The sequence below is a fragment of the Sorangium sp. So ce321 genome, from assembly GCF_051530195.1.
GTDB lineage: Bacteria > Myxococcota_A > Polyangia > Polyangiales > Polyangiaceae > Sorangium.
The window spans coordinates 3,676,383-3,689,149 of the sequence record NZ_CP150329.1 but is presented as its reverse complement, the minus strand read 5'-3'; the positions used below and the strand labels follow the sequence as shown (position 1 = coordinate 3,689,149).

The 12,767-nt window shown below is 71.8% G+C and carries 9 protein-coding genes; 7 read left to right on the top strand and 2 right to left on the bottom strand.

What is annotated here, in order from left to right; genetic code table 11:
- The first annotated feature begins 41 nt into the window (after window positions 1-41).
- The 7 genes from WME89_RS14295 to trxA all read left to right on the top strand — a co-directional run bounded on the left by WME89_RS14295 (window position 42) and on the right by trxA (window position 8,396).
- The gene (locus WME89_RS14295; protein WP_438009727.1) at window positions 42-2,441 is read left to right on the top strand and encodes a type VI secretion system Vgr family protein; all 2,400 of its coding nucleotides are present in this window, start codon (window positions 42-44) and stop codon (window positions 2,439-2,441) included.
- 113 nt (window positions 2,442-2,554) lie between these two features.
- Window positions 2,555-5,233, top strand: a complete 2,679-nt coding sequence (locus WME89_RS14290) for a DUF2169 family type VI secretion system accessory protein (protein ID WP_438009726.1) — start codon at window positions 2,555-2,557, stop codon at window positions 5,231-5,233.
- Window positions 5,230-6,273, top strand: a complete 1,044-nt coding sequence (locus WME89_RS14285; protein WP_438009725.1) for a pentapeptide repeat-containing protein — start codon at window positions 5,230-5,232, stop codon at window positions 6,271-6,273. Before WME89_RS14290 ends, WME89_RS14285 begins: the two co-directional genes overlap by 4 nt.
- Before the next feature lie 33 nt (window positions 6,274-6,306).
- Entirely contained in the window at window positions 6,307-6,957 is a 651-nt protein-coding gene (locus WME89_RS14280; protein WP_437625732.1) for a DUF3540 domain-containing protein, read from the top strand.
- Window positions 6,958-6,969: 12 nt separating this feature from the next.
- Complete coding sequence (locus WME89_RS14275) at window positions 6,970-7,359, top strand: DUF4150 domain-containing protein (protein ID WP_437666801.1); 390 nt, start codon at window positions 6,970-6,972, stop codon at window positions 7,357-7,359.
- A gap of 7 nt (window positions 7,360-7,366) precedes the next feature.
- Window positions 7,367-7,813, top strand: a complete 447-nt coding sequence (locus WME89_RS14270) for a hypothetical protein (protein ID WP_438009724.1) — start codon at window positions 7,367-7,369, stop codon at window positions 7,811-7,813.
- Between the two features lie 166 nt (window positions 7,814-7,979).
- Window positions 7,980-8,396, top strand: a complete 417-nt coding sequence (gene trxA / locus WME89_RS14265) for a thioredoxin (RefSeq protein WP_438009723.1) — start codon at window positions 7,980-7,982, stop codon at window positions 8,394-8,396.
- Between the two features lie 331 nt (window positions 8,397-8,727).
- Here trxA and WME89_RS14260 read toward each other — a convergent pair whose 3' ends face one another.
- Together WME89_RS14260 and WME89_RS14255 are read right to left on the bottom strand one after the other, a co-directional pair.
- Window positions 8,728-9,987 (bottom strand): PEGA domain-containing protein, encoded by a 1,260-nt coding sequence (locus WME89_RS14260; protein ID WP_438009722.1) that lies wholly within the window; start codon window positions 9,985-9,987, stop codon window positions 8,728-8,730.
- Window positions 9,984-12,767 (bottom strand): FG-GAP repeat domain-containing protein, encoded by a 2,784-nt coding sequence (locus WME89_RS14255; protein WP_438009721.1) that lies wholly within the window; start codon window positions 12,765-12,767, stop codon window positions 9,984-9,986. The genes WME89_RS14260 and WME89_RS14255 overlap by 4 nt, the downstream gene beginning before the upstream one ends.

Sequence of the window (12,767 nt, the reverse complement as noted above, 5' to 3'; positions counted from 1 at the left end):
GCGGAGCACTCACCACCTCGCACCCCGGAAGAGAAACGGCCATGAGCGACCTCATCACGTTTTCCTCGAGCATCCTGCAGGTCCCGACGCGCGTCGTCGGCTTCCGGGGCGTGGAGGCGATCTCGCGCCCGTACAGGTTCGAGATCTTCCTGTCGATCCCGAGCGAGGGAGAGGACGACACGAACTTCGCGGAGATGGTCGGGGCCCGGGCGCGCCTCTCGATTGACCGCCAGGACGATATCAATCCGCCCTATCTGTTCACCGGCGTCCTCGCCGGGGTCGACCTCGTGCACGAGTTCGGCGGCCGCGCGCTGCTGCGGGCGGTGCTCGTGCCGCGGCTCTGGGGGCTCACGCTGTCGAAGCACAGCCGCATCTTCACGAAGAAGAGCGTGCCCGACGTGATCAAGCTCGTGCTCGAGGAGAACGGCATCACGAGCGCCGATATCGAGCTCAACCTCGGCGGCTACGAGACCGAGGAGCACATCTGTCAGTACCGCGAGAGCGACTTCGACTTCATCTCGCGCTGGATGGAGCGGGAAGGCATCTTTTACTATTTCGAGCACACCGAGGACGGCGAGAAGCTCATCCTCCGCGACAACAAGAGCTACCCCGCCGAGCCGCTCCGCGCGCCGGTCCGCTACCACCCGCAGACGGGGCAGGACCGGAGCGCCGCCGCGTCGTTCCGCACCTTCTCCTGCCAGCACGGGGCGCTGCCGTCGCGGGTGAAGCTCAAGGACTACGACTATGTCCGGCCGCACTTCCCGCTCGCCGGCACGGCGCCCGTGTCCCAGTACGGCGCCGGCGAGATCAGCCTGTATGGCGAGCGCTTCTTCAGCGCCGACGCCGGCAAGCGGCTCGCCCAGCTGCGCGCGGAGGAGTACCTCGCGCGGGAGGCGGTCTATCAGGCCACCGGATCGCGGCTCCACCTGCGCGCGGGGTCCACGTTCGAGCTCGAGGACCACCCGCGCGCGCGGTTCAACGCGAAGTACCTCGCCGTCGAGCTGCGTCACCACGGCAACCAGTCCGCGGGGCACGCCGACTTCGAGGAGCTCGTCGGCCTTACGCACGAGGAGGTCTATCTCGTCGAGGTCTCGGCCATCCCGGCCGCGACGCAGTTCCGGGCGGAGTCGCGGACGGCGTGGCCGCGCATCTACGGATACGAGAACGGCACGGTCGACGGCTCCGCGTCGAGCGAGTACGCGCAGATCGACGACCACGGGCGCTACCTCGTCAAGCTCAAGTTCGACGAGGCGAGCCCGCGCGACGGCAGCGGCTCCACGTACGTGCGCATGATGCAGCCGCACGGCGGCGGCGTCGAAGGGTTCCACTTCCCGCTGCGCCGGGGGACCGAGGTCGTGCTGAGCTTCCTCGGCGGCGACCCGGATCGGCCCGTGATCTCCGGCGTGGTGCCCAACGTGCTCACGCCGAGCCCGGTGACGAACGGCAACCACACGAAGAACGTGATCCAGACCGGCGGCAGGAACCGCCTGGAGCTGGAGGATCAGGACGGGGCGCAGCGCATCACGCTGTCGACGCCTTACTCGAACACGTACCTGCGGATGGGCGCCCCCAACGACAGCCACGAGCTCATCGCCAAGACCGACGCCAACAGCGTGTGGGACTCCGGGAGCAACTTCGACGTGAACGTCGGCAAGCAGGGCGGCGGCAACTGGTCGGTCAACGTCCGCGACCACGTCACGATGGACATCGAGGCGGGCAACTACAAGGCGAAGGCGAACGCGGGGGGAATGGAGTTCTACGCGGCGCAGAAGGTGACCTGGGAGAGCGCCGGCGAGGGCAAGGCCATCCTGGGAGACAAGACCGATCTGATCATGGGCAACCACACCGTCCTGCGCATGGGCGAGTTCCTGGTCTGGACCGGCGGAACGGTGACCAACGCGACGTACGGCGACAGCACGACCTACACGATCGGCAACGTGAAGTCGGTGAACTACTCCAACACCGAGGAGATCAAGCAGGGCAATTTCAAGAGCGTCGTGAACGGGAACACGCTGGACGAGAAGAGGGGCACGTTCGAGACGCACACGTTCGGCACGACGAAGGACTTCAAGCACAGCGACGCCCACACGATCACGGACGGCAGCACGTACGATCACAAGAAGGGCTCCTTCACGACGCTCACCCAGGGGGCGACCGTCGACGCCAAGCTGTCGGGTGCCCTCGAGTTCACGATCGGGAGCAAGCTGTCGATGTCGTGCGCCGCCACCGCGGAGGTCGTCATGGGGATCAAGCTGTCGACGAACCTCGCGGCCTCGGTGGACCTCAAGATGGGTCCTGCCGTGACCATCAAGAACGGCCCGGAGCTGGTCATCCAGAACATCAAGTTCGAGGCCGAGACGATCAGGGTCAGGAACGGGGTCTTCACGCTGAAGAACGTCGCCGCCCACATCAACAGGAGCGGCATCTTCATGGTCACCTGAAGCGTGGGTGAGCCGCGCCGCGCGCTCACCCACGCTCCCCGGCGGGGCGCCGGCGCCCACCCGCGCCGAGGCCCTCGCCAGGCGCTCCGGCCACAACTTACGATTCGAGCCACATGCGCGTCATCAAGCCCCTTCGCCTCTCGGTCCTCCAGCGCGTGCTCACGATCCGGCGCAGCCACCACCTGAGCGTCGGGCTCGTCGTGTTCTTCCCGCTCGACGCCCCGGAGGTGCCGCTGCCCGAGGTCTCGATGTGGCAGCGGTTGATGCCCGCGCTCGGCAAGGACGCCCTCCTGGATGAAGGCATGCCCAAGCCGCGGGGCGAGATCCTCGTCTTCGGCAAGGCGTTCTCGCCCGGGGGCGAGCCCCGGCCCGCGTTCGCCGCGGGCGTGACGGTCGGCCCGGCCGACAGGCCGCTCGTCGACAAGTCCATCGCCGTCGTCGGCAAGCGGCGGTGGCACCACGGCGCGCCGACCGAGCCGGAGCCGATCACCGAGATGCCGCTCGTCTGGGAAAACGCGTTCGGCGGCCCCGACTACCCGATGAACCCGAAGGGAATGGGGCTCGCGCCGGTCGAGGAGGAGGGGGCCAAGGTGCATTACCTGCCGCACCTCGAGGACCCGAAGCGCCTCCTGAAGTCGCCGGGCGACAGGCCGGCGCCCGCGTGCTTCGGGGCGCTCGATCCGACGCTCGCCTCGCGGATCGCGAAGCTCGGCACGTACGGCCCCGAGTGGCTGCAGCACGATTTCCCCGGGTTCGCGCGGGATCTCGACCCCGAGTACTTCCAGGTGGCCCCGGAGGACCAGCGCCTGCCGGACTACTTCCAGGGAGGCGAGCCGATCGGCCTCAAGCACCTCCACCCGACGCGGCCGCAGATCGGGACCCACGCCCCGAGGCTCCGCGCCCGGTGCTTCGTGCGGCAGCGGGGCGGGGCGGACGCCGACGCGACGGCAGGCGGGGTGGAGAGCCTCCGCGAGGTCGCGACCCGCCTGGAGACGGTGCTCCTCTTCCCCGACCTGGAGCGCGGCGTCGCGATCTTCCGCGGCGTCGTCCCGATCGCGGAGGACGACGCCGGCGACGTGCAGCTGCTCGTCGCCGGCCTGGAGCGGGCCGACGCGCCGAGGCCGGTCGAGCACTACCGCGCCGTGGTGGAGAAGCGGCTCGACAAGGACAAGGGGCACCTCCACGCCCTGAACGACAAGGAGCTCCTCCCCGAGCCCGACCCCGACGCCCCGTCGTTCCCGGACGAGGTGTTCAGCGACATGGACGAGCTCATCCGGCGCGAGGGGGCGATGGAGCAGCGGTCGTTCACGCGGGCGCAGCGGGAGCTCGACAAGGCGCGGCTCACCCAGCTGATGCTCGGGATGAACCCGGACGAAAGTCTCCCGCGGGAGATCAAGCGGCCGGCGGAGCCGAAGCCCGACGAGCTCGCGGAGCTCTCCGAGCGGATGGAGCGCGAGGCCACGGAGCTCCAGAAGGGGTCCGAGGCGCAGCGCAAGGACGCCGAGGCGGAGGCGCGGAAGCTCTGCGCCGAGCAGGGGATCGACTTCGACGCGCTGCTCGCGAAGGGCAAGCGCGAGGGGGGCGGCCCGCCGAAGTTCAGCGCCGACCAGGAGCTGGCCCGCCTGCGCGAGCTCGCCGAGGCGGGGCGCAAGGCGGGCTCGCCCATCGAGGACCTCGAGGCGAGGCTCGCCGACCCGGCGTTCGTCGCGAGCCTCCGCGCGACCGAGGAGGGCGTCCGCGCGACGTACCGCGCCTTCGCCCACCTCCTCCCGCCGGGCGAGCCCGCGGACCAGGGCACGAAGTCCGGGTTGCGCGCCGAGGTCGAGCGGGCGCTCGCCGCCGGCGCGTCGCTCGCCCGGCGCGATCTGACGGGCGCCGACCTGCACGAGCTCAGCCTCGCTGGCGCCGACCTGCGCGAGGCGCTCCTCGAGGGCGCGGACCTGTCGGCGTGCGAGCTCGGCGGGGCCGATCTGTCGGGCGCCGTGTTGACGCGCGCGCGGCTGGAGAGAGCGCGGCTCGGGAAGGCCACGCTGCGCGGGGCGAACCTCGGCGAGGTGCGCGCCTCGGGCGCGAGCTTCGACGGGGCCGACCTCCGCAAGGCGGTCCTCCACAAGGCGTGGCTCGAGGGGGCGCAGCTCTCCGGGGCCGACCTCGCCGAGGCCGATCTCCTGGAGGCCAGGGTCGCCGGCGCGGACTTCAGCGGCGCCCAGGCGGACGACGTCCTCTTCTTCAAGCTCGACCTCGCGGGCGCCCGGTTCACCGGGGCGAGCCTGCGCAGGGCGACGTTCTTCCAGTGCGCCGGGGCCGGCGCGGACTTCGACGAGGCGGCGCTCGAGGACGCGGCCTTCGTCGACTTCAAGGGCGAGAAGGCCTCGTTCCGCAAGGCGAGGGCCGCGGCCCTGCGCGTGGTCTCCGCCTCCGCGCTGCCGGGCGCGGACTTCTCCGGCGCCGAGCTCGCGCGGGCGAACCTGCGCGGGGTCGACCTGGAGGGCGCGATCTTCGAGGGCGCCTCGGCGGACGACGCGGATTTCAGCGAGGCGAACCTCCGGAAGGCGCGCCTCGGGCAGCTCGGCGGCAAGGGCGCGCGGTTCATGCGGGCCGACCTGACCGAGGCGGATCTGACCGGCGCGAACCTGATGGACGCCCTGCTGCAGAAGGCGAAGGTGTCCGGCGCCCGCTTCGACAAGGCGAACCTCTTCCGCGCGAACCTGCTCGACGCGAAGGGCGATCAGCGGACCACGTTCTCCGACGCACACACCAAGAACGTCGTGTTCACGGGGCAGATCAAATGACGCGCGACGAGCTGCTCGCGAGGGTGGACGAGGGCGAGATCATCGCCGAGGAGGACCTGTCGGGGCTCGACCTGTCGGGGCTCGACCTGTCGGGCGTCGTCTTCGAGAAGACGAGCTTCCGCGGCGCCCTGCTGAAGGGCGCGAAGATCAGCGAGTCGATGTTCAACGACTGCGACCTCTCGGGCGCCGACCTGTCCGGCGCGCGGGCCCGCCACGCCGTGTGGACGAAGTGCGCGCTCCTCCACGCGCGCCTCGACGGCTGCGACCTCGTCTCCGCGAACTTCGCCGAGTGCGACGCGTCGCGCGCGAGCTTCGACCGCGCGAACCTCACGATCGGCAGCATGGCGAAGGGGCGCGCCGACGAGGCGAGCTTCCGCGAGGCCAACCTGGACCGCTTCTCGCTCATCGAGACCGAGGCGGCGCGCCTCGCGCTCGACGGGGCGAAGCTCAGGCAGGCCTGCCTCATCAAGGCGGACCTGTCCGCCGCGAGCCTGCGCGGCGCGACGATGCACCTCACGGTGCTGATCCGGGCGAGCCTCCGCGGGCAGGACCTGTCGGGCATGGACCTGACGCTGGCGCAGCTCGTCGACGCCGACCTCGCCGGCTGCGACCTGCGGGGCGCGCGGCTCGTCCAGACGAACTTCAAGGGCGCGGACCTCACCGCGGCGAAGCTCGACGGCGCGGACGCCGAGCGCGGCCTCTTCATCGGCGCGCGGCTCGCCGGGGTGTCGGCCGCGGGCCTCAAGGCGCGGCAGGCGATCTTCTCCGAGGCCGACCTCGAGGCGGCGAACCTCACCGGCGCCGACCTCTACCAGGCCATCTTCCACCGGGCGATCTGCCCGCTCGCGAGCTTCCGCGACGCGGACCTGACCTACGCCGACTTCTCGCACGCGAGCGTCGAGAAGGCGGACCTTTCCCATGCGAAGCTCTTCCGCGCCCGCTTCCACCAGACGCGCGACGCGGGCGCGACCTTCACGAACCGCGCCGCCGCGCTCGGCGACGACCCGGAGCTGCTCGAAGCCGAGCGCTGGACGCCCTGAGGGGACACCCCTCCCGACAGCAGGAGAGAGACGATGCGAGACAATCTGGCGAGACAACGGGTGGAGACCTTCGCGATCCAGGAGGTCGGCACGGTGATCGGCGCGATCGACCGGTCGTTCCAGGTGCGCGTCGGGTCGGGCGACTACGCGGCGAAGCGCGCGGTGAGCTGCCTCGTCGAGCCGGAGCTCGGCGACCGGGTGCTCGTCGCGCTGCACGACGCGGGGTGCCACGTGCTCGCGGTGCTCGACCGCGAGGGCGACGCGCCGACGCGCCTCGTGGCGGAAGGAGACCTGGAGCTGAGCGCCCCGGCAGGGCGCGTCACGGTCACCGCGGGCGAGGGCGTGCGCCTCGTCACGCCGGCCGAGGCCACGGTGGCCGCGGGCAAGGTGCGCGTCGCCGCGGGCGAGGGGTCGCTCGCGATCGGGGCGATGACGTACGTGGGCGAGCGGCTCGTCGCGCAGGTCGACCGCGTGAAGACGGTCGCGCGGTCGGTCGAGTCGATCGCGGACCGCTGGGTGCAGCGGCTCGACCGGGCGTACCGGTTCATCGCCGAGTCGGAGCAGGTGCGGACGCAGTACTACGAGATCACCGCGAAGGCCGCGGTGAACATCAAGGCGCAGGCGACGCTCGTCTCGAGCGGCGAGCTGACCAAGATTGACGGTGGGCAGATCCACCTCGGCTGACAGGAGGTCCCGATGTTCGCGAACACGCAGATGGGAGGCCTGGCCCTGGGCGGGCCAGACGTGTGCCTGACGCCGCCGGCGCACCTGCCGGTGCCGTACCCCAACCTGTCGGCGCAGCCGATGGGGGTGCCCGCGGCGTACAACGTGCTGTTCATGTGCACGCCGGCGCACAACATGATCACCCAGGTGCCGCTGACGAACGGCGACAACCCCGGCCTGGAGACGGGCCTTATCTCGCACACGGTGATGGGCCCCTCGCGGCACATCACGGCGGCGTTCACCGTGCTCGTGGGCCCCGCGCCCGCCACGCGGATGACGAGCATCACGCTGCAGAACACGGTGAACTCCCCCGGGGTCAGCCTGGTCCCGAGCCAGGTCAAGGTGCTCCTCCTCGCCCCGTAGGCCGCTCGTGAAGGAACACAACCGGCTCCGGATCGAGCGCCTCACGGCGCGCTACGCGCGGCGCATCGAGGCGACGCGCGCCCCCGCGGAGGCCGACTTCCTCCGCGAGTTCGACGATCTGCGCGAGCGCCTGCTCCGCCCGCCGATGGAGGAGCTCGCCGCCGAGCTCCGGAAGGCGGGGCACGCGCCGCGCATCGTGATCGACGAGGGGCACGACACGCCGAGCATCGAGCTCGCCCTCGGCCTGCGCGAGGCCAAGGCGACCCGCAACGTGGTCGGGTTCTGCGTCATCCGCTGGTCCGGCTACCCGCTCCAGATCCTCGCCTACCTCGAGGTCAACCCCACGCCCTTCGATCTGGAGCGGTTCGCGAGCGCCGCGGACGTCGGGGCCGATCGCGTCGAGCAGCTCCTCGTCGACGCGGTCGAGCAGATCATGGTCTGCAACGCGCCCTGAGCGCGCGGCAGCGGCGGAAGCAGCGCAAGGCGGCTCGGCGCCGCGCTTCGCCCTGCACGTCCGGTCCACTTCGATGAGCCCGCCGGAGGCGATGCGGGCTCAGCCCTGAGGCGCCTGGCCGGGGCGGCCCGGGGACAGGTGTGGGTTTCGAGGCTATGCTCCGCGGATGAGTACCACAGAGCTCAGCGCGGCGAACTTCGAACAGACGGTCGACTCGAACGGTATCGTCATCATCGACTGGTGGGCGCCCTGGTGCGGCCCCTGCCGGGTCTTCGCGCCCGTCTTCGAGAAGGCCTCCGAGAAGCACACGGACATCGTCTTCGCGAAGATCAACACCGACGACCAGCAGGACCTGGCCCAGGCCTTCAACATCCGCTCGATCCCGACGCTCTTCATCTTCCGCGAGAAGGTGCTCCTCTTCGCGCAGGCGGGCTCGCTGCCCGCGTCGGCGCTCGATCAGGTGATCGAGAAGGTGCGCTCGCTCGACATGGACGAGGTGCGCGCGAAGATCGCCGAGGAAGAGGCCAAGAGGACGGCCGGCGGAGGCGAGACCGGCGCAGACGAGGCCAGCGAAGGGGCCTGAGGCGCGCGCGGCGGAGCGGCCTGGTCGCCTTCTCCAACCGCAGCCGCCGTCGAGGTCGTCGGGGGGCGTGGGCTCCGTGGACGACTGCGATTCACGACAGGCATTCTCGATGTCCTGTCGCAACATCAACATCAGGTTGTCGTCGTCCTGGATGTCAGTGTCCGAGTGCTCCCCGATCCACGGGTATATGTAGAAGGCTGAAGCCGAACGGCTCGACACCTGGCTCACCCGCATGCTGGCTCGCCATTGGCCGTCGTCTCCACAGACGTAGCACCTCGCGCAATGCGCATCCTGTGTGCGCTCTGTACGGCATCTGGGCGCTGCGGCGCCGTCACCAGAACCGGCCGACGAGCCCCGCTCCGCCGAGCCCCGGCCCGAGGATCGGCGCGGCGGAGAGCTCGAGCATCGGGCCGCCCGTGCGCGCGGGGGTGGGGTCCGTGCGCGCGGGCAGCGGCGGGGGGTTCGGCGTGTCGAAGGCGTAGAACACGAAGCCGCCGAGGGCGAACGCCGCGGCCGCGCCGAACAGGCCCGTGGTGGCGTTCGCGAGCTCGTCGCGCGTGTCGAGGTGAGCCCGGTACTGGCCCAGCTCCGCCTCGGAGATCCCCTGCTGCCCGCGCTTCTCCGCGATCTCGCTCGCCTCCTCCTCTTCCGCGAGGCTCGCGGACATCGTCAGCACGCCGACGGCGGCGGACAGGACCCCCACCGCGACGAGGCCATAGGACATCTTCCGCTGGAGGGAGCTCGAGAGGCCCACCTCGATGACGCGGCGCTCGCCGCGGCGGAGCGACAGCTCGCGCGAGAACGGCATGTGGCCGTTCTTCGTGGCGACGAAGAAGCGCTTGCCGGGAGCGACCTGGATGAGCGGCAGCGGCGTCGTGCCGACGAAGCGCCCGTCCAGCGTGACCTGCGCGCCGACGGGGGCCTTCACCTGGAGGAGCGCCGGCCGCTCGCGCAGCTCCCTGTCGATCCCGAGGACGTCCCCCTCGATCGCGACCACCTCGCGCTCCTCGTCGACGTGGCCGTCGGCAGTGATCTTGATCCGGTGCTTGCCCGGCTGGACCTCGGCCATCAGCGGCACCTCGACCGGCGCGCGGCCATCGATGGACACGCGGGCCCCCGCGGTCGGCGAGGTGACGTTGATGCGGGTCCTCGGCCTGGCGTCGGGCGGCGCCGCCTCCGGCGCGGCGGGCGCGGCGGGCGACGACGGAGCGCTCGCCTCGAGGCGCGCAGCGATCACGCCGAGCTCGCTCAGGGCCTCGGTCGCGTCCGCGCGGCGCCCGCCCTGCGGGACCTCCTCCAGGTACCGCCGGTAATTCGCGATGGCCGCCCTCAGCGCCGCGGGGCTCTGCTCGACCACGTACAGGCGGCGGTAGGCCTGAGCGAGCGAGAAGAGCAGAGCAGGGCGCGGCGCCTTCCTGTACGCCGCCTCGAAGGACTGCACCGCGTCGCGGTACCGCGTCGCGGCGTAGGCCTGGGCGCCGGCGTTGAAGAGGGCCTTCGCCTGCTCGATGTCCTCCTCGGCCGAGGCCGCGCGCGGCGCGAGCGCGGTCGCCGCGAGGGCCATGAGCACGACGCAAAGCGAGGTCCTCATCGGCGGAGCGGGACCCCTTCGTGGACGCGGAGCGCGCCGTCGCTGAGCACCCCGAGGTCGTCGACCCCGTCGCCGAGGACGTCGCACGTCGCGATCGCGGAGCCGCCGGGGATGCCGTCCAGCTTGCGGCTGCCGAGCAGGTGCCCGCCCAGGTCCTGGCAAGCCGCCGCATCATCGCCGCACGCATCGAGCGCGTAGGCCGCGCGGCGCGTGAGCACCACGAGCGCCCTTCCCGCCCCCTCGTCGATGCGGGCGAAGTCGACGCTCGTGACCTCGCTCGCCAGGTCCTCCAGACCGGCGTCCGTGGGCTCGAGCTCGACCGGCGCGTCCAGCCCGCCGTCGCCCGTGTTCCAGAAGACGGCGAGCCGGCTCGCCACGATGCTGCGCATCACCGGCTCCAGCCGGTAAGCGATGCCCACGACGTCCGCGCGCCCGTCGCCGTTCACGTCGCCCGCGCGGAGCCCCCCGTACAGCGTGCCAGGCGCTGGCGCGAAGGCCGCCTCCGGCACCCCGAGCGCGCCGCTCGCGCCGTGGCGCACGAGGACGACCGCGCCCTCCAGCGCGGGCGCCCCTGACCCAGCCGCCGCGTCCTTCTCCACGACCGGCAGCGAGAGGACGATCTCGTCCGTTCCATCGGCGTCGAGGTCGACGGCGACCCCATCCAGCGCCCACGCGGGCTCCCGCGAGGGGACGAGCTCCGCGGGGAGCGAGATGCGCTGCTCGTCCTCGTCGGCCATGGCGATCGCGCCCGCGTCGACCGCCGGCAGGAGCCAGAGATCGGCCAGGCCCGCGGGGGAGCCAGGGCTCGGAGGCACGATCGTCAGCGAGGCGACCGCCGCCCGAGCGCCCCCGAAGTGGCCGGCGATGCTCTTCACGGCGCGCAGCTCGCCTGCCTGCCGCACGTCGCCCGCGCGGACGAGCGGCAGCGGCGGCAGCAACGACCGCGAGCTGCTGCCCTCGATGAGGCTGAACGCGATGTCCCCGCCGTGCGAGAAGAGCACGCTGACGTCGTCCACGGCGTCGTCCGGCTCGGGCAGCCGCACCGACGCGACATCGAGGAGCCCCTCGAAGGCGCCGAGCCGCACCGGAGCCTCCGGCGCCTTCATGTACCGGCCGAAGCAGACGGCGAGCGTCGGGTGGACCGCGCTCGACAGCGAGCTGCCGGCGCTCTCGACGAACGAGAGGTCCGGCAGGAGATCGCCGTCGAAGTCGCCCACGACGAAGCTCGAGACGTTGCCCAGCGTCGGGATCTTGAGCTCGTTGAGCTTGAAGTCGGAGGGCCGCGCGCCGGGGACGCCGTTGAAGAACGTCAGATCCGTCGCGTCTGCGGAGCCGGTGATCACGTCGGACACGCCGTCGCCGGTCAGGTCCGCGATCACCGCGCTGGTCCAGCGCCGGCCGTTCGCCGGCGCGAGCCGGTCGAACTCGACCTTGTATGGAGGAGGCGTCCGGGCCTTTCCGAGCCTCACGGCGCCGGGGTCCACGACGTCGAGCACCCCGTCGCCGTTGAGATCGCCGATGGCGACGGGGGCCCCGAGGCCGGGCGAGCGCTCGGAGCCCGTCTCGCCGGCCGGGTACGAGAGATCGCCGTAAAGCTGCATGTCCCCGAACGCGCCGCCGCCCGCGCCCTCCGCGACGTCGAGCTCGTAGCAGGGGGCATCCACGGGCAGGCCCGGGTCGCGCTGCGCGCACGTGGCGCCGACGAGCAGATCGAGGATGCCGTCGCCGGTCACGTCCCGGAGGAAGGGCGCGCCCGCGATCCGCGCGCCGGCCGGGAGCTCGACAGCGGTGTGCGCGCCGCTGTCCGGCGAGTAGACGCGCACGGCCGAGTCGTCCGCGAGGGCGACGACCACCTCGTGGAGCGCACCGCCGCCGAGGTCCGCGCTCACGAGCGGACCGGCGACGTCGCGCCGCCCGCGCTGCTGATCGAGGAGCGACAACCGGCCGCTCTGCGCCCCCTGCACGATGACGATGACGTCCTCCGACGCCGCGCCGCCCGTGTCCTTCCCGGCGACCAGGGCGACCCACGTCTGCCCGTCCTCGGGCGTGCTGCCGACCGGCAGGAGGCGCGCCCCGCTCAAGGTCATCGTCCCGGGCTCCGCGCCGCTCAGCGAATCCAGACGAAACACCGACGCGAGCACGGGGACCGGCGCGAACGTGCGACCCGGCTGGCCGCTCAGGATCGCCACGCCGGGCCCCACGCTGAGCGCGATGTCCGTCGTCTCGTCGCCGGTCAGGCGCGCGAGCGCGGGTGTGTCCCCTGAGGAGGGGATCGACACCTGTGTCCCCACGGTGCTGTTCGCATCGAAGTAGAGCGCCTCGAGGCTCGTCGAGCCGACGCCCACGAGGTCGCCGCGGCCGTCGCCGTCGAGATCACCCGTGATCAGCCGCTGCGCGCCGAGCGGCAGCGCGGCGCCGAGCGCCTTGAACTTGCCCGTGGGGACGCGGCACACGCGGTCGATCCCGCAGCCCCACCCGCTCGGGCACCCCTCGCCGGCGTCGTCGCACCCGAGGCGACACTCGTTCTCGCTTCCTGGCAGGTTGCACAAGCCGCTCGAGATCGCGCCCTGCGCGTTCTTCGTCTCGACGACGCACGCCACGCTGGCCTCGAAGCAGTCGCAGTCCTCGTTGCGCGACGGCTCGATGACGCCGTTGCCGCAGAGGCCTGGGGTGATCTCGCCGAGCTCGTCGCACCCGGCGGAACCGGCCGCCGCGCCGAGCAGCGCCGCGGCGCCCGCGGCCGCCCGCACGTGTCGCGTGGAGCGGGATCGCGCGCGCAT